This window comes from Streptomyces sp. NPDC000410, assembly GCF_040300305.1.
GTDB lineage: Bacteria > Actinomycetota > Actinomycetes > Streptomycetales > Streptomycetaceae > Streptomyces.
In genome coordinates this window covers 20,519-35,428 of the sequence record NZ_JBEPDM010000042.1, presented here as the reverse complement: position 1 = coordinate 35,428, position 14,910 = coordinate 20,519, and the positions used below count along the sequence as shown (strand labels likewise).

Here is a 14,910-nt window from a genome sequence, read left to right as displayed (position 1 = left end):
CGACCTAGGGAGCGGGGGCGTCGTGGGGCGGAGGGGCGCCGACCAGGAGGGTGACCAGGCGCTCCGTGATCTCGCGGGGCTCCGGTCCGCCCGGGGTGCGGGTCATCGTGTGGGTCATCAGCAGGTGGTGCACCGTCCCGACCAGGGCGAGGGCCGTCGTCGCGGTGTCGGCGGCGGCGGGCAGCCGGCCCAGGCGGCGCTCGGCGTCGAGGTACGCGGTGACCGCGTCCTGGATCGCTGAGAACCCGGGAGCCCCGGCCTCCAGCCCCTGACGCGTGTGCAGCGAGGCCGCGGGACGGGTCATCGCCAGCGCGACCACCGCCGGGTCCACGGAGGTCATCAGCGCGAGCGCGACCGTGAGGAGGTTGCCCGCCACCGTGTCCCGGCCGACCAGTGAGGGGAGTTCGGCGGCCTGGCGTGCCGTGCGCGCGTACCGGTCCAGGATGAGCTCGCCGACGAACTCGTCCAGCCCCGCGAAGTGTGCGTGCAGGGCGCCTTTGGCGACGCCGGCCTCGGTGGTGACCGCCCTGCTGGTCAGGGCGGAGGTCCCTTCGCGGGCCACGACCCGTTCCGCGGCCGTGAAGAGCCGCTCGCGCAGGTCGGGAATCGCCACGCCACGCGGTGACATGCCACCTCTTTCCGAAAGCTGTCCGAAAGTCGATTGTCAGTATGGGCGTCTGCCCATACCGTTTGGGCACCTGCCCATTCTAGAGGCCCGAAGAGATCTCCGGATCTTCTTCGGACCTTCTCCGTACCTGAAGAGGTGTCTGTCCCATGGAACGCATCGTCAACACCGAGCAGTCCCAGGCGTGGAACGGATACGAGGGCCGCCACTGGGCGAGCCACCAGGACCGCTGGGACGCCGTCAACGACGGCTTCAACCCGCTGCTCCTCGACGCGGCCGGCCTCGCCGGCGACGACCGGGTCCTGGACATCGGCTGCGGAGCCGGCCGGACGACCCGTCTCGCCGCCCGCCACGCCGCGTACGGCCACGCCGTCGGCCTCGACCTCTCGGCGCCCATGCTGGAGCGCGCCCGCGCCACCGCCCACGAGGAGGGCGTGGGCAACGTGGAGTTCCTCCAGGGCGACGCCCAGGCGTACGCGTTCCCTCCCGCCGCGTTCGACGTGGCCATCAGCCGCTACGGCGTGATGTTCTTCGCCGATCCCGCCGTCGCCTTCGCCAACATCGGGAGCGCGCTGCGGCCGGGCGGGCGCCTCGCGTTCATCTGTACCGCCGAGGCGGAGGGCAACGAGTGGCTCATGGCCCTGGCCTCGCTGAGCGGCATCCTCCCGATCGGGGAGTTCGGCGTGCCGGGCGCGCCGGGTATGTTCTCCCTCGCCGATCCCGCCCGCACCACCGGCCTCGTCTCCGCCGCCGGATTCGCGGACGTCCACGCCGAGCGCGTGACGGCGTACGGGATCTGGGGGCGCGACGCTCAGGACGCGGCGGACTTCCTCCTGGACTCCGGCCCCGGCCGCCACATGCTCGCCCAGGTGGACGCCGCCACGGGCGACCGGGCCCGCGGCACCCTGCGGGACGCCCTGCGGCCCCACGAGGCGGACGGCGCGGTCATGCTGCTTTCCACCGCGTGGCTGGTGACCGGGCGCAGGGCGGCGGCGGGGGGTGCGGTGCGGGACGCGGCGTAGGGCGTCGGTCGCGGGGGGCCGGTCGCGGAGGTCGGGCGTTACGCGGCCGGGGGCGTCGTCCTAGAGGGAGGGGCCTCACGCGGCCGGAGGGGGCCCGGGGTCGCGGGGTCGCGGGAAATCTTTGCCGTCGGGGCCCGCGAGGTCCGGGCGGGCCCCGACGGCCTTGATTAGGCTTTTCGTATGACGAGTGATCTTCCGGAGATGCGTGCCTCCGACGCCGAGCGGGAACGTATCGCCGAACGCCTGCGCGAAGCCGTGGCCGAGGGCCGGATCGACATGGGCGAGTTCGAGGAACGGCTCGACGCGGCGTACCGGGCACGCACCCACGGGGAGCTCGAGCCGCTGGTCAGGGACCTCCCCGCGCCGGACGGAGCCGGCGCCGGAGCCGGGACCGGACTCGCCTCCGTCCCTGCCGACGGCGTGGTGCCGTGGTCGCGGCGCATCGGCCGGCAGCCGGCCACGTCCAAGGGAGGGTTCGCGTTCTGGAGCGGCTTCGCCCGCAAGGGCACCTGGACCATCGGCCGCAGATTCACCGGCGTCGTACTCCAGGGCGGCGGCGAGATCGACCTGCGCGACGCGAACTTCGAGGAACGCGACGTGGTGATCCGCTGCTTCGCGGTCATGGGCGGCATCCAGGTCACCGTCCCCCCGGACGTCGAGGTCCACGTCAGCGGCTTCGGCCTGATGGGCGGCTTCGACGAGCGGGAGAAGGCCGCGCCCGAGATCGCGCCGGGCGCGCCCCGGGTGACGGTCACCGGCTTCGCGCTGATGGGCGGGGTCGGCGTCGACCGCAAGCTCCGCAAGGCCGACAAGCGGCGGCTCAGGCTGGAGAAGGGCGGCAAGGCGCTGGAGAAGGGCAACGAGAACGACTAGGGGGTGCCCGGCGGGGAACTCGACGTGCGTCCCAGGAGTAGGTCAGGTAGGGAAGGGACGATACGGACGCGAACGGGTGGAGCGGATGGAACGTACAGAATTCACGACCCCGGACACCCCGGCGGACCTCACCACCGGCACCCCCGGCCCCTCCGGCACGCGCGCCGCCGCCCGCACCCGCCCCGCCACCCTCGCCTCCTTCGCGTACACCGAGGCCGACGAGGAGAAGCGCCGGGGCGTACGCCGCATGAAGGCGATGGCCACCGGCCTGCTGCTCCTCGTCGCCCTGATCTTCACGCTCGCCACCTGGGCGAAGAACTCCGGCATCGACGGCTGGCCCGGCTACGTCGCGGCGGCCGCCGAGGCCGGCATGGTCGGCGCGCTCGCCGACTGGTTCGCGGTCACCGCGCTCTTCAAGCATCCCCTCGGCATCCCCATCCCGCACACCGCGATCATCCCCACCAAGAAGGACCAGTTCGGCGCCTCGCTCGGCTCCTTCGTCGGTGAGAACTTCCTCTCCGGCGACGTCGTACGGGCCCGGCTGCACGGCCTCTCCCTCGGCGGCCGCCTCGGCTCCTGGCTCGCCGAGCCCGCGCACGCCGACCGCGTCACCGCAGAGCTGTCCACCGCGCTGCGCGGCGCGCTCACCGTCCTACGGGACTCCGACGTCCAGGCGGTCGTCGGCGAGGCCATCACGCGCCGCGCCGAGGCTGCCGAGATCGCCCCCGGCATAGGGAAGACCCTGGAGAAGATCGTCACCGACGGTGCCCACCACCGCGCCGTCGACCTGATCTGCGCCCGCGCCCAGCACTGGCTCATCGAGCACGGCGACTCCGTCATGGACGCGGTCCAGGGCGGGGCCCCGGGCTGGACCCCGCGCTTCGTGGACCGCAAGGTCGGCGAGCGCGTCTACAAGGAGCTGCTGCGCTTCGTCACGGAGATGCGCGACGTCCCCGACCACCCGGCGCGCGGCGCGCTCGACCGCTTCCTGACCGACTTCGCCGCCGACCTCCAGGCCGACACGGACACCCGCGCCCGGGTGGAACGTATGAAGTCGGACATGCTGGCCCGCCCCGAGGTCCAGGACGTCATCGCCTCAGCCTGGTCCTCCGTACGCACCATGATCATCTCGGCCGCCGAGGACGAGCGCAGCGAACTGCGCCTGCGGGCCCGCGCCTCCCTCATCTCCTTCGGCTCACGGCTCGCGACGGACGGTCGGCTGCAGCAGAAGCTGGAGGGGTGGGTCGAGGACGCCGCGGTCTACGTGGTGACGACGTACCGCGCCGAGATCACGTCCCTGATCAGCGACACGGTCGCGAGCTGGGACGCGGAGCACACCTCCCGCAAGATCGAGGCGCACATCGGCCGCGACCTCCAGTTCATCCGCATCAACGGCACGGTCGTCGGCGCGTTGGCGGGCCTGGTCATCTACACGGTCGCGCACGCGCTGGGCGCGTGACCGGACCGATCTCTCGTCCGGCCACGCGCCCGGCCAACGGGGGAGTTGCCCCTGAGTACGTACGGGAACGGGTTCCGGTTCACCGCGTACGCGTACGAGTACGCATCGCGGGTCGGCGTGACCGCGTACACGTACGCATCGCGGGTCGGCCTGACCGCGTACGCGTGCTCACCGCCCCGCGGCGACCCGGGTGACGGCCCACGACGCCAGGGCCACCCCACCGGCCACGGTGAACACGGCGGGCCACGCCCCGACCTTCTTGGCCAGCGGGTGCGATCCGGCGAAGGCGGCGACGTACGCGGCACTCAGCCCCGCGGCCGCCTTCCCGCCGGCCTCCTGCTGCCACTGCCGCGCGGCGACGGCCCCGGCGGCGGCCAGGGCGACCCCGCCGAGCGGGCGCTTCTTGGTCCAGCGGGCGACGCCGTAGCCGCCGATGAGGCCGCTCGCCGCGACTGCTGCTGCCGGAATCCTGGCCATGGTGTGCGCCCTTCGTTCGCTCTTCGCCTGGATGATCGAGCGTAATGACACACCTGCCCTTCCCCGCCGTCAGGTCGGCGGAAAGGCGGCCCTCAGCGGAAGAGCAGGCTCACAGGCTCAGTGGAAGAGCAGGCTCAGCGGAAGAGCTGCCCGCGCACGGCACCGTCGGGGAACTCGGCGGTGTGGATGTTGGAGTAATAGTTGCCGGGGTTGTCCTTCACTCGCTTCACCACGTCCGCGTTCTGCCCCTCCAGCCGCCCGGAGACCGCGAAGATCCCGTCCGGCACGGGCCGGTTGAAGAAGTCGAAGACGACGTCACCGTTCTTGCCGAAGCTCCCCTTGTGGAGGTGCCCCTTCGAGGGGCTCTGGATGTTGATCCACGCGAAGGAGTAGTCCACGGCCGTGCCCTTCGGGTGCAGGAACGTCACCGCGTGCCCGTCCGGGTCGCCGACCTTCGACGCGTCGTTCTTCGGGACCTCCTGGTCACCGTTCGACAGCGCCCGCAGCTTGCCGCCCTTGATGATGTCCAGGGGGTTGATGTTCCGCTTCAGCGGCTTGAGCTGCCCGCGCACGGCCCCGCCCGGGAACTCCGCGCTGTGCAGGTTGACGTAGAAACCGGCCGGGTTGTTGCGGATGTTCTCGGCGAGCTTCGCATCGGTGACCGCCACCTGCCCGGCCGCCGAGTGGGCGCTGTCGGGCATCGCGCTGCCGAACAGCGGCACCTTCACGCCGCCGTTCTTCCCCGCCACGCCCTCGTGGATGTGCCCGAGGCTCGGTACGAAACCCTTCCACTGCAGCGCGAACGTCACGCGGTCGCCCTTCACCTTGACCAGGGCGACGGCCTTCCCGTCCGGGTCGTTCACGGCGGGCCCGCCCTGCACCGGCACCTCATTCGCGCCGGAGAGCTCGGCGGCGAGGGTCACCGCCTTGCCCCTGGCCGGGGTGGTGAAGGTGGCCGGGGTGCCCGCGTGCGTACCGCTGCCGCTACTGCCTTCGGATGCGTGGTCGTGGCCGTCGTGCGCGATCGCCGGGGCAACGCTCGCCGCACCGACCAGCATTGCCGTAGCCGCCCCAGCAAGAATTCGCTTCCGCATTGTTCTCAGCCTCCCGATGGTCCGACGCCGTGTGGAGCCGGGTTCGCCGGGAAGTACGCGGCGGGACTCGTCCTTGTTCAATGGAAAATTTCTTGAATTCGATTGAACCGCCGGTCAGTTGCGGTCGTACTACATGGCGTACCCACACACATTGCACCGGGGGAGACGCCATGCCCAGAACCCGTATCAGGACCACGCTCGTCGCCGCTCCGGCGACCGTGCTCGCACTGCTCACGCTGAGCGCCTGCGGCGGCTCGGAGGCGCCGGCGACCAAGCCCGCGGGCCCGCCGTCCAAGCCCGCCGCAGCGGCCTCCTCCGTCAAGATCGCCGACTCGCCCCTCGGCAAGATCCTGGTCGACGATTCGGGCCGTACGCTGTACGGATTCACCAAGGACAAGCCCGGAGCGAGCGCGAGCGCCTGCGACGCCGACTGCATCGCGGTCTGGCCGGCGCTCACCTCCGCCAAGGACGTCACGGCGGGCAGCGGGACGGACGCGGCCCTGCTGAAGGAGACGAAGCTGGGCGAGGGCGCGGAGCAGGCGACGTACGGCGACTGGCCGCTCTACTACTACGTCGGCGACGCGACGCCCGGGGATGTCAACGGGCAGGGGCTGGACGGCGAGTGGTTCGTGATCGCGACGGACGGCAAACTCATCAAAAAGGCGGTCTGACGCCGCGGAATTCTTTATGCCCCGCACCCACCCATAAACCTGCGGCGTCTGGGAAAACAGGGCTCCCCGCCCTTCGCCGCAGCCCCGCATTCCCGGTGGTCGGCCACCCAATTCCCCCGCTGGTGGCCGACCGCCGGGAATGCCATTGCTTCCTTCCTCTTCCTCAGGTCACTCGCAGGCGACGCCGTCCCCGTCGCGGTCGAGGTGGCTTCCGTAGCCGGGATCACCGCGCCGCACGGGGGCGGCGCCGGCGGCGCGGGCGGCGGAGCAGTTCTTGTAGTACGTGCCGCCTCCGTCTCCGCCGCTGCCGCCCGTACCGGACCCGCCGGAGCCTCCGGACCCGCCGTTGTAAGGCTCGCACCCCACCCCGTCCCCGTCCCGGTCGAGGTGACGGGCGTACCCCGGATCGCCGAGGTGTACGGGGGCGGCTCCGGCGGCGCGAGCTGCGGAGCAGTTCTCGTAGTACACGGTCTCCGGTGTCGGAGTCGGTGTCGGAGTCGGTGTCGGAGTCGGAGTCGGAGTGGGCGTCGGGGTCGGGGTCGGCGCGGGAGCGGTGACCGTGATCCGTACGACGGCGGTCCCGCCCGCCACCCCCGGTTCGGTCGGGCTCAGCCGGTACGTGAACTCGTCCGCGCCCCCGTACCCCGCCGTCGGGGTGTACGCGATGCTGTCCCCGTCGACCTCGGCCTTTCCGTGCAGCGGCGCCGTCCCGACGGTGAGGTCATACTCCGCAGCGTCGAACGCGCGCGTCACGGGCTGCTCGGCCCCGCCCCCTCCCGGAGTGGCGGTGTCATTGGCCAGTACGTCGATGACCAGCCGCTTCCCGGCGTCGGCGCTCTCCTCGTCGTCGACGAGCCGGATCGTCCAAGCGGCGGTGGCGGTGGCGGTGGCCGTGGTGCTCGGCGAAGAGGCCTTGCCCTCACTCCCGGTCCCGGTCCCGCATCCGGCGAGTGTCGCCGCAAGCGCGGCCACGGCTACGACAGACGTTCTCCTACGCACAAGCCCCCCAAAGGCGTGTCGTTCATCGATGAACGAACCGATGCTGGCAGGCCCGGGGGCGACCGAGGGCGATATGGCCAACACCTGAAGGAATCGTGATGAAAATGTGTGCGTTGCGGTGGCGCGCTACGGAACGCACCCTGGAGGGAGAGACAGGGAGACGGTCATGTCCAAGCTCGAGGAAGAGATCGACATCAAGGCATCGGGTGACGTGGTCTGGGACCACCTCCATAAGGTGGAGGACTATCCACGTTTCGTCGGAGGAGTCCGCGAGGCCCGGCGCGAAGGTGCGTCGGGCATACACATGGATCTGGACGCCGGCGGCGGTATGACCAGTGGGATCGACGCCGACACCGCGGATCTCCGCCCCAACGAGACGATGACCTGGAGGACCACGGAGGCCCCGCACATGAGCGGCTCCGTATCGCTCCTCCCGCTCGACGCGAACCGCACCAAGCTGCAAGTACGCATGGATTACGACCCCGCCGAGGCGCACGACGCCTTCGGGGGCCCCAAGGGATTTGCCCAGTCCTCCGCCATAGAACGGACCGTCCGGGAGGACCTCCACCAGTTCAAGGACCTGGTGGAGGGGGCGCACCCCACCAAGAAGTAGGAACCGTACGGCGAAGGTGATCCGTCATGACGCAACACTGGAGCATCGACCTGTCGTTCGAGGAAGACGGCACCCGCACGGCCTGCAAGGCCTCCCTCAGCGGCCCGAACGCCCCCGGCGTCCAGGCCATGGGAGTAGCCAGGCGCAGCCCGGGCGACACCCCGGACGCCAAAATCGGCGAAGAACTCGCGGCGGCCCGAGCCTGCTCCGACCTGGCCCACGAACTGGTGGACCGTGCCGCGGAGGACGTCGAGAGCCACACTCACCGGCCGGCGGACATCGCGATGTAGCCCCGACCACCGCTGCACACCCGAGGGCCGGGCGCACGCGCCCGGCCCTCTCCCTGCCCCGCTACCTCGGAGTCCCCAACACCTCGAACCCCACGAGCCCCTCAGGCTCCTGCTCCACCACGTCGACCCCCTGCACGTCGGCCATGGGCGGCCCCTGCCGCGCCCACCGCACCAGCGTCTCGACCGCGTCCGCCTCCCCCTCGAACACCGCCTCCACACCCCCGTCCGGCAGATTCCGCACCCACCCGGACACCCCGTACTCCTCGGCCACCCGCCGGCACGTGTCCCTGTAGAACACGCCCTGCACCAACCCGGACACGATCACGCGCTTCCGCACCATGCCCTCGATCGTAGGGATCCCCCGCCCCCTCAGCCGCTCCCGACGCGGCCGGAGCCCCGACCGCGTCCCGGCATGCGGCGGGGCGGCCCAGGGCCACGTACGGAGTCTCAGCCCCAGAGCCGGTGGGTCACGTCTCGTGGTGTCTGTGCAGGTGTGCCGTCCGTGTAGACGAGGCGCATCCGGGTGTAGCGCTCCTGATCGGGATCTTCCTCCCACGGCTCCGGACGCGCGAGCGTGATGTTCACGGGGTAGGAGTGGAACGTCCCCGCAGCGCAGTAGGGCCGACAGTCGTTCACGAAGTTGAGCCCGCGGCCCACGGCGAACTTCGACCCCCAATGTGTCCACTCGACCTCGGTGAGGCCGCTGTTGCCGTCCCCGCAGGCGATCAGGAACTCGCTGGGGCGCACTTGCGGCTTCGAGAAGCAGTCGACGACCACGACGTAGTCGCGTGGCTGTGACACTGCGGAGGGGGAAGTGGACGCAGATGCCGGTACCACTGCTGCTGCGAGTGAGAGGGACGCGTAGGCCAGGGCCGTCGTCGCCAGCTTGTGTCTCTGCATGCGCGCTCCCCAGCCGTCTCGCTCGGTCGTTCCTCTATCGACGCTACGACCGTCCCAAGGGGCCCACCACTCGCACAGGTAACAGTCCCGCAAACTGGTCGATACCTACCGGAGTCCTCTGCTCCGCCTACCGTCTCGGGCGCCTTGGTCGGCAGCACCGTGCGAACCCCATCGGCTCGCACAGGAATCAGGGTCGGAATCAGCGGCTCTGGGCCGTCGTAGAGGCCGCTCCGGCCTTGTCGCTGTCGGCGAACAGGGGAGTTGGCTCGGCCAGGATGTCGCGGCCGAACGATGTCCTGCAGCCAGGAGAAGCCGAGTCATCCGATCCAGCCCTCGCGTAGGGCTCGTACGAAGTCGTCCCACGCTGGTTCGATGACTTCGATCCGAGGGCCGTGGGGGCGCTTGGAGTCGCGAACCATCATTGTGCCGGGAAGGGGGGCGGTCTCGACACACTCAGTCTCATTCGCGCCGCTGAACGATGACTTGAACCACTTCAGTTCCGTAGGTGTGGCGCGGTTCGCCGACGGCATCTCACATCTCCTCTTGAGCACATCTGATCGTCTCTGCTGACGCGTCAATGTCCAACGCTTGCGCGCGCAGGTATTCGAACGCAAGCCGGTAGCGCGCAAGTTCATGCTCCTTCTCCATGAAGACCGAACCAACATGGAGATCGACGTACACGACATCGAGGGACGGCTCGGGCCCGCCGAGAATGACGAAGCTGCCCAGGGCGGCACCATGGGCGCCCCGCGCGAACGGCAGTACCTGGAGGGTGATGTTTGGCATCTCGGTAGCGTCGACAAGACGGCCGAGCTGCTCACGCATGACGTCGCGCGAACCGACGACGCGGCGGATCACCGATTCGTCGAGGATGGCCCACAGGTGTGGCGCGTTCGGCCGGGCGAGGATCTCCTGCCGTTTCATCCGGATGTCTACGAGCCGCTCGATCTCTTCAGGAGAGCGCCGCATCTCATTGGCCTGTTGCAGCGCGCAGGCGTAGTTGCGGGTCTGGAGGAGGCCCGGCACGTATACGGAGCAGAAGTGGTCCTCTCGCACGGCCTCGTCCTCAAGAGTGAGCAGGAGGTTCATGCTCTCGGGGATCGAGTCGTGGAACGAGCTCCACCAGCCCTGCTGCTTGGCGTCCTTGGCGAGCGAGACGACCGCCTTTCGTTCCGCATCGCTGGTGCCGTACGTGCGGCAGAGCGCGTCTACGACCAGCCACTTGACTGGCCCCTGCTGAGTTTCGTACCGGCTGACCGTTGCCTTTGAGACGCCGACCATCCGACCGGCCTCCTCAAGCGTCATGCCGGCGCGCGCACGGAGCTTGCGCATAGTTGCGCCGAGCTGTCGGCGCCGAGTTGTGGCCCGTACGGGCATGAGTGCCTCCCCTTCTGCCGCGCCACTCCGGGCAGGACAGCGCCAGTAAGGCTAGGCGGCAAGCAAGTTGGCGAACCAGCAGATTCACCCAGCTGGGTTTCGTGAGAAGTTACACAGCAAGACTTCTCGCTGCCATACTCGCAGTGGAAGCGCTACGCAGCGTCGCCGTTTGGATACGGCGGGCGCAGTGCTGTCGTGGCGCGGGAGGGAGAGTCTCGTCATGGCTGACTATGGAATCTCTGAACCGCGGCTCCGCAGCGTCTTGCCGTTCAGAGCAGTGCCGGCGGAGGTGCGAAATCTGAGAAGGGTAGTGAGGTCCACGCTCCGCAGGTGGGGTGTGGATCCCACGGCCGCCGAGGGAACGGAGCTTGTCGTCTCCGAGCTGGCGACGAATGTCCTCAAGCACGTCGGTGAGGGCACTGCGGCGACGCTCGTACTCGAATCGCTCCAACGCGTGATCCGTGTGGAAGTCCACGACGAGAGTCACGTCGTTCCGGTGCTTGCCCGTTCCATCTGCGACACGGAGTGTGGGCGTGGATTGCACCTCCTGGCCGGGATGGCCGCAGAGTGGGGCACACTCCTGACGGCCACCGGCAAGGCAGTGTGGTGTGAGCTGCCGCTAGAGCTCTCCTGGCAGTGCCTGCGGGTGCAGCGGGCGGCGGCGGTTCTGGAGGACTACCGAGAGACGGTGGGGTACCGACACTTGGTGCCAGCCGGTCCGGTTATGGAGGGGGCGGTTACTGACCTGATCGTCGACCTGCTCCACTGGCTGGCGGCGCGCGGAACCGACCCGGACGACATCCTCGATCGGGCGCAGATGCACTTCGAGGCAGAGACCGAGGCGGCTTGACGGGTGAGCGGGCCGCCGGGTCTACGCCAGGCGGCCTGCTCCTCCCGCTTTTGCCATCTCGGCTCGCAGTGCGTCCGGGGTGCGCCAGGATGCGCCTCGATGGCTTGTGTGGCACATGCGGTGGCAATTGGCGCACAGGAAGGCAAGGTCTTCGAGCTTGGTCTCGCGAGGTCCCGAAATGTGGAGGGGTAGCACATGGTGCACTTCGATGTAGCCCTCCCCGAGCCGCCCATACACAGCGTTAAAGTCGAACGCGCACACTTCGCAGGTGAGCGGCACCCCCCGGTTGCGGGCTTGGTCGATCTTGCGCTTGCGGAGCCGGGGGTTGCGTTCCCGGAATATCGCCCAGCGAGCGAGCAGCCGGCCCTCCAGGGCGGTCGAGCCGTCCTCGGCGATCTCGTCGGGTTGCTCGGGTACCAGTGCAAGCTGGCCGGAGCCGATACCGTCTTCCAGCGCCTGAGCAGCTTGGAGCATCTCGGCTTCGCGTTCCACGAAGGCCTGGATGACCTGGCGGTCGAGCCTGCCGCCCCTGGTTGGTTTGCCCGTATATGCTGGATGGTTCGTTGCAAGATCCGTGGTCTTGCGGCTCACGCTGCCGATCGACCTGTACTTCGGAAGCTCCCGGGCCATCCCTTCGTGCAGCGGGAGCGAACGGAGGAGGTCGGACAGCTCGGAGACGGCCTGATCGCTCTCCCGGAGCTCGCGCCAGCCGTTCTTAACGACCAGCGCGCAGGCCAGCAGCAGCTCATCCCAAGTCCATGCAGGGCTACGCATGGGCAATATCGTATGAGTGTTCGCCGTGCGGCGGGGGTGGATCCGAGTGTCGGCAAGAAGTGCTGCACACTTATGAGGTCTCGATTGTCAGTGGGGTCTGTCACCCTCTGTGATGGCGGGTTGCGTTGGGTGTCCGCCGTTGTTCGACGTGAAGGAGGGGCATGACCCGCACCAATGAGCTGAAGTACAGCTCTGTTGAGATCTGTGCCGGTGCCGGTGGGCAGGCTGTTGGTCTGCATGACGCGGGCTTCAGGCATGTGGCCCTGATCGAAGTCGACAAGGATGCCTGCGCCACTCTGAGGCACAACGTCGCCAGCCATGAGGAGTGGCACGGCTGCCGGGTCATAGAGGAAGATCTCAATGACTTCGATCCGGCCAGCCTCGGGCTGAGAGTGAAGCCTGAGCTGGGCGTCAGGGATGCTCCTGCGGATGGTCAGCCGGAGCTTGGCAGCGGTTCACTGGAGCTGCCGCGTCTCGATCTCCTTGCGGGAGGGGTGCCATGTCCGCCGTTCTCGGCAGCGGGAAAGCAGCTAGGCGAAGATGACGAACGAGACCTGTTCCCGGTCATGCTGAAGCTGGTCCGCCGCCTTGACCCCAGGGCGGTAATGATCGAGAACGTTCGCGGACTCATGGATCCGAAGTTCGAGGACTACCGGAAGCGGATCGTCAGCGAGCTGGAGGAAATGGGGTACGTGAAGTGCTTCTGGGATGTTCTGGAGGCCAAGGACTACGGTGTGCCTCAGCTGCGTCCCCGAAGCATCCTCGTTGCGATGAAAAGTGAGTACGCGCCGCATTTCTCGTGGATGAAGCCTGAGAATCCCATCGCGCTCACGGTCGGCGACATTCTGTACGACAGCATGAAAGCGCGCTTCGATGCGGTAGACGATGCTCGCGCTGAGGATGCTCTTAAGGCTTGGTACGAGAAGGCCCAGACCGACGTGGCCCCCACTCTGGTGGGTGGCTCGAAGAAGCACGGCGGTGCTGACCTGGGCCCCACGCGTGCCAAGAAGGCCTGGAGTGGCCTTGGAGTATGTGCGCTGGGCGTGGCTAATGAACCTGAGAGGATGAAGGACGCAGACCGGGATCTCTTCGCGCCGGCCGGTCCGAAGCTGACAGTGAAGCAGGCAGCGCTGATCCAGGGCTTCCCGACGCATTGGCCGATTACCGGCCTCAAAACTGCCGCGTACCGGCAGGTGGGGAACGCATTTCCCCCTCCGGTAGCGCAAGCCGTGGGTGAGCGGATCTATGCGGCGCTCGAGGCGGCGGAGCGGGTCTGATCCTCACTGCTCTGTAGCACGGATACGGCTGACTGTGGCTGCGATCTTGAGTGCGCATGTGTCAGGTGGCTCATGTTCCCAGAATCGCAGCACGGTCCACCCGGCCTTCCGGAGCTGCTCGTCGGTGTCGCGGTCGCGGGCAACATTCTTGGCGACCTTGTCCGACCAGTAGCCCGGGTTGGTTCTCGGCGAGACGTAGTGGTCAGGACACCCATGCCAGTAACAGCCATCGATGAATACGGCCAGCTTCGCAGGGCGGAAGACGATATCCGCGGTCCGGCGCAGACCGGGTAGTGGCTTTGCCGCTACCCGGTAGCGCAGACCCTGAGCGTGCAGGAGACTGCGAACCTTCCGCTCCGGCTGGGTGTCGCGGCTGCGGATCGCCTGCATGTTGCGTCGCCTTGCCGCCGACGAGGCCCAGGAGCCCTCAGGAGGGATCCAAGGGTCCTTCGCCCCCGCAGTCTCCTCCGCCATGATCAGTCAGTCCGATCCGTTCTTCGTCGTCTCGGGCAGCAGCGGAGCCCTTTCTGTCGGTTCGTCCGCGCTGGCACGGACCCAGTATCGACCCTCCAGAAGCACCTGGGGCCGGTCGCCGTGGTGGGACTTGGCCTCCACGATGCGGACGCTGACGTTTTCGCCCTCCCGGGGTACTTCCAGGCCCAGCTCCGCAGCAACTGCCTGATGCTGGGGATAGTCGCCACAGATGAGGATGCCTTCGTCGCGGAGCTTGTCACGGGCGCCGCCGTTGTAGCGGATCCGCTTCATGTAGTCCTTCTGCTGGGCTAGCGTGCGTACCACGGTGCGGCTGACGCGTCGGCCCTGAACCCTCCGGAACAGTTCATTGACCTTGGCCTGACCAGGGCTCCGCCGTGTCCCGCTACCAGCTGACAGGATGGCCTTCTGGTCCTCCTTGTCGATGTGCAGGAGCAGGTTCTCCTGCAGAGGCTGCCGGTGCCAGAGCCAGGTGACGAGCGAGCGGTGCTCTTTGGTCAGCCGGAACTTGCCATCCCGGTTGCCCTTCTTGGTGACCAGCCCACTGGTGGTCAGCTTCTCGCGATTCGCGCGGAGGAGGCCTGCGCTCCACAGACTCTGATGGTCGTCGGCCCAGACCACGAGACAGATCTCGTCCAGGGCCTCCGGCGGGATCATCCAGCCGTATTCCTTCTGGGAGAACTTGCAGTCGACCTCGATGCCTTCGATCAGATAGTCCATGTCATCGCCGCTGGCGAATCCGAACTCCCGAAGCAGATTGATCTCCACCAAGGTGCCCGCGTGGGTCTTCTCCGTCTTGTGCAGGTCGTGCCAGTCGAAGCGGCCCGTGTGTTCGCCATCCAGCAACTGATCGATGGTGTCTCTGAGCACCTGCGCGAAGCGGCTGCCGGAAGGATCGATCTCAAGAAGGTGCTGGCGCACGAGCATGAGCTGCGGGTCGTCGTAGACGCCCGGCGCGGGACTGGGCGGGTCGAAGAGGGTCAAGCCTGCGCTCCCTTGTGGCCTGGATGGTCATGGAGTTTTATGCAGTCTCTGCAACTGATCCATGAATCATATGAGTTGAGGAAGTCAGGAGGCGTTGGTGCCAAGCAATGAGACGACATGTAAGGACGTACTG

At 68.1% G+C, this 14,910-nt stretch carries 19 protein-coding genes; 8 read left to right on the top strand and 11 right to left on the bottom strand.

Annotated features, from left to right (window positions below; all coding sequences use genetic code 11):
- Positions 1 to 4 precede the first annotated feature (4 nt).
- Positions 5 to 628: a TetR family transcriptional regulator gene (locus ABT342_RS29840; RefSeq protein WP_351580709.1), complete on the bottom strand. Its 624-nt coding sequence runs from the start codon at positions 626 to 628 to the stop codon at positions 5 to 7.
- Positions 629 to 774: 146 nt separating this feature from the next.
- Between ABT342_RS29840 and ABT342_RS29835 the strand changes: the two genes are divergently transcribed.
- From ABT342_RS29835 to ABT342_RS29825, 3 genes are all read left to right on the top strand, one after another.
- Positions 775 to 1,647: a class I SAM-dependent methyltransferase gene (locus tag ABT342_RS29835; RefSeq protein WP_351580706.1), complete on the top strand. Its 873-nt coding sequence runs from the start codon at positions 775 to 777 to the stop codon at positions 1,645 to 1,647.
- A 180-nt stretch (positions 1,648 to 1,827) separates the two neighbouring features.
- A complete protein-coding gene (locus ABT342_RS29830) occupies positions 1,828 to 2,520 on the top strand; it encodes a DUF1707 SHOCT-like domain-containing protein (RefSeq protein ID WP_351580703.1) in 693 nt (230 codons plus the stop codon).
- 85 nt (positions 2,521 to 2,605) lie between these two features.
- Positions 2,606 to 3,979, top strand: a complete 1,374-nt coding sequence (locus ABT342_RS29825) for a DUF445 domain-containing protein (protein ID WP_351580700.1) — start codon at positions 2,606 to 2,608, stop codon at positions 3,977 to 3,979.
- A 168-nt stretch (positions 3,980 to 4,147) separates the two neighbouring features.
- On the opposite strand, the gene ABT342_RS29820 is transcribed toward ABT342_RS29825, so the two are convergent.
- Positions 4,148 to 4,456 (bottom strand): hypothetical protein, encoded by a 309-nt coding sequence (locus ABT342_RS29820; RefSeq protein ID WP_351580697.1) that lies wholly within the window; start codon positions 4,454 to 4,456, stop codon positions 4,148 to 4,150.
- A gap of 134 nt (positions 4,457 to 4,590) precedes the next feature.
- A complete protein-coding gene (locus ABT342_RS29815; RefSeq protein ID WP_351580694.1) occupies positions 4,591 to 5,514 on the bottom strand; it encodes a CHRD domain-containing protein in 924 nt (307 codons plus the stop codon).
- Between the two features lie 206 nt (positions 5,515 to 5,720).
- Here ABT342_RS29815 and ABT342_RS29810 point away from each other — a divergent pair, with 206 nt between their 5' ends.
- Positions 5,721 to 6,221: a COG4315 family predicted lipoprotein gene (locus ABT342_RS29810; protein WP_351580691.1), complete on the top strand. Its 501-nt coding sequence runs from the start codon at positions 5,721 to 5,723 to the stop codon at positions 6,219 to 6,221.
- A gap of 168 nt (positions 6,222 to 6,389) precedes the next feature.
- Here the strand turns inward: ABT342_RS29810 and ABT342_RS29805 are convergent, their stop codons facing one another.
- Positions 6,390 to 7,193 (bottom strand): excalibur calcium-binding domain-containing protein, encoded by an 804-nt coding sequence (locus tag ABT342_RS29805; RefSeq protein ID WP_351580688.1) that lies wholly within the window; start codon positions 7,191 to 7,193, stop codon positions 6,390 to 6,392.
- A 193-nt stretch (positions 7,194 to 7,386) separates the two neighbouring features.
- Here ABT342_RS29805 and ABT342_RS29800 point away from each other — a divergent pair, with 193 nt between their 5' ends.
- Both ABT342_RS29800 and ABT342_RS29795 read left to right on the top strand, forming a co-directional pair.
- Positions 7,387 to 7,833 (top strand): SRPBCC family protein, encoded by a 447-nt coding sequence (locus tag ABT342_RS29800; RefSeq protein WP_351580685.1) that lies wholly within the window; start codon positions 7,387 to 7,389, stop codon positions 7,831 to 7,833.
- Positions 7,834 to 7,859: 26 nt separating this feature from the next.
- Positions 7,860 to 8,123 (top strand): DUF1876 domain-containing protein, encoded by a 264-nt coding sequence (locus ABT342_RS29795; RefSeq protein ID WP_351580682.1) that lies wholly within the window; start codon positions 7,860 to 7,862, stop codon positions 8,121 to 8,123.
- A 61-nt stretch (positions 8,124 to 8,184) separates the two neighbouring features.
- Here ABT342_RS29795 and ABT342_RS29790 read toward each other — a convergent pair whose 3' ends face one another.
- The 4 genes from ABT342_RS29790 to ABT342_RS29775 all read right to left on the bottom strand — a co-directional run bounded on the left by ABT342_RS29790 (position 8,185) and on the right by ABT342_RS29775 (position 10,400).
- Positions 8,185 to 8,463 carry an acylphosphatase gene (locus ABT342_RS29790; RefSeq protein ID WP_351580679.1) on the bottom strand — a complete coding sequence of 93 codons (279 nt, stop codon included), beginning with the start codon at positions 8,461 to 8,463 and terminating at the stop codon, positions 8,185 to 8,187.
- 107 nt (positions 8,464 to 8,570) lie between these two features.
- A complete protein-coding gene (locus tag ABT342_RS29785) occupies positions 8,571 to 9,023 on the bottom strand; it encodes a hypothetical protein (RefSeq protein WP_351580676.1) in 453 nt (150 codons plus the stop codon).
- A gap of 317 nt (positions 9,024 to 9,340) precedes the next feature.
- Complete coding sequence (locus ABT342_RS29780; RefSeq protein WP_351580673.1) at positions 9,341 to 9,553, bottom strand: DUF397 domain-containing protein; 213 nt, start codon at positions 9,551 to 9,553, stop codon at positions 9,341 to 9,343.
- 1 nt (position 9,554) lies between these two features.
- Positions 9,555 to 10,400 carry a helix-turn-helix domain-containing protein gene (locus ABT342_RS29775; protein ID WP_351580670.1) on the bottom strand — a complete coding sequence of 282 codons (846 nt, stop codon included), beginning with the start codon at positions 10,398 to 10,400 and terminating at the stop codon, positions 9,555 to 9,557.
- A gap of 220 nt (positions 10,401 to 10,620) precedes the next feature.
- On the opposite strand from ABT342_RS29775, the gene ABT342_RS29770 reads away from it, so the two are divergent.
- Entirely contained in the window at positions 10,621 to 11,250 is a 630-nt protein-coding gene (locus tag ABT342_RS29770) for an ATP-binding protein (protein WP_351580667.1), read from the top strand.
- Between the two features lie 21 nt (positions 11,251 to 11,271).
- Here ABT342_RS29770 and ABT342_RS29765 read toward each other — a convergent pair whose 3' ends face one another.
- Positions 11,272 to 12,024: an HNH endonuclease gene (locus ABT342_RS29765; RefSeq protein WP_351580664.1), complete on the bottom strand. Its 753-nt coding sequence runs from the start codon at positions 12,022 to 12,024 to the stop codon at positions 11,272 to 11,274.
- 161 nt (positions 12,025 to 12,185) lie between these two features.
- Here ABT342_RS29765 and ABT342_RS29760 point away from each other — a divergent pair, with 161 nt between their 5' ends.
- Positions 12,186 to 13,301, top strand: coding sequence for a DNA cytosine methyltransferase (locus tag ABT342_RS29760; RefSeq protein WP_351580661.1), 1,116 nt, complete (start codon positions 12,186 to 12,188; stop codon positions 13,299 to 13,301).
- A 3-nt stretch (positions 13,302 to 13,304) separates the two neighbouring features.
- On the opposite strand, the gene ABT342_RS29755 is transcribed toward ABT342_RS29760, so the two are convergent.
- Positions 13,305 to 13,775 carry a very short patch repair endonuclease gene (locus ABT342_RS29755; protein WP_351580658.1) on the bottom strand — a complete coding sequence of 157 codons (471 nt, stop codon included), beginning with the start codon at positions 13,773 to 13,775 and terminating at the stop codon, positions 13,305 to 13,307.
- Positions 13,776 to 13,781: 6 nt separating this feature from the next.
- A complete protein-coding gene (locus ABT342_RS29750; protein WP_351580655.1) occupies positions 13,782 to 14,777 on the bottom strand; it encodes a NaeI family type II restriction endonuclease in 996 nt (331 codons plus the stop codon).
- Positions 14,778 to 14,910: the final 133 nt, after the last annotated feature.

Bases quoted from the DNA above. Each gene is read 5' to 3' on its own strand.
- ABT342_RS29840 (WP_351580709.1), bottom strand. From the start codon at position 628: ATGTCACCGCGTGGCGTGGCGATTCCCGACCTGCGCGAGCGGCTCTTC.
- ABT342_RS29835 (WP_351580706.1), top strand. From the start codon at position 775: ATGGAACGCATCGTCAACACCGAGCAGTCCCAGGCGTGGAACGGATAC.
- ABT342_RS29830 (WP_351580703.1), top strand. From the start codon at position 1,828: ATGACGAGTGATCTTCCGGAGATGCGTGCCTCCGACGCCGAGCGGGAA.
- ABT342_RS29825 (WP_351580700.1), top strand. From the start codon at position 2,606: ATGGAACGTACAGAATTCACGACCCCGGACACCCCGGCGGACCTCACC.
- ABT342_RS29820 (WP_351580697.1), bottom strand. From the start codon at position 4,456: ATGGCCAGGATTCCGGCAGCAGCAGTCGCGGCGAGCGGCCTCATCGGC.
- ABT342_RS29815 (WP_351580694.1), bottom strand. From the start codon at position 5,514: ATGCTGGTCGGTGCGGCGAGCGTTGCCCCGGCGATCGCGCACGACGGC.
- ABT342_RS29810 (WP_351580691.1), top strand. From the start codon at position 5,721: ATGCCCAGAACCCGTATCAGGACCACGCTCGTCGCCGCTCCGGCGACC.
- ABT342_RS29800 (WP_351580685.1), top strand. From the start codon at position 7,387: ATGTCCAAGCTCGAGGAAGAGATCGACATCAAGGCATCGGGTGACGTG.
- ABT342_RS29795 (WP_351580682.1), top strand. From the start codon at position 7,860: ATGACGCAACACTGGAGCATCGACCTGTCGTTCGAGGAAGACGGCACC.
- ABT342_RS29790 (WP_351580679.1), bottom strand. From the start codon at position 8,463: ATGGTGCGGAAGCGCGTGATCGTGTCCGGGTTGGTGCAGGGCGTGTTC.
- ABT342_RS29785 (WP_351580676.1), bottom strand. From the start codon at position 9,023: ATGCAGAGACACAAGCTGGCGACGACGGCCCTGGCCTACGCGTCCCTC.
- ABT342_RS29780 (WP_351580673.1), bottom strand. From the start codon at position 9,553: ATGCCGTCGGCGAACCGCGCCACACCTACGGAACTGAAGTGGTTCAAG.
- ABT342_RS29775 (WP_351580670.1), bottom strand. From the start codon at position 10,400: ATGCCCGTACGGGCCACAACTCGGCGCCGACAGCTCGGCGCAACTATG.
- ABT342_RS29770 (WP_351580667.1), top strand. From the start codon at position 10,621: ATGGCTGACTATGGAATCTCTGAACCGCGGCTCCGCAGCGTCTTGCCG.
- ABT342_RS29765 (WP_351580664.1), bottom strand. From the start codon at position 12,024: ATGCGTAGCCCTGCATGGACTTGGGATGAGCTGCTGCTGGCCTGCGCG.
- ABT342_RS29760 (WP_351580661.1), top strand. From the start codon at position 12,186: ATGACCCGCACCAATGAGCTGAAGTACAGCTCTGTTGAGATCTGTGCC.
- ABT342_RS29755 (WP_351580658.1), bottom strand. From the start codon at position 13,775: ATGGCGGAGGAGACTGCGGGGGCGAAGGACCCTTGGATCCCTCCTGAG.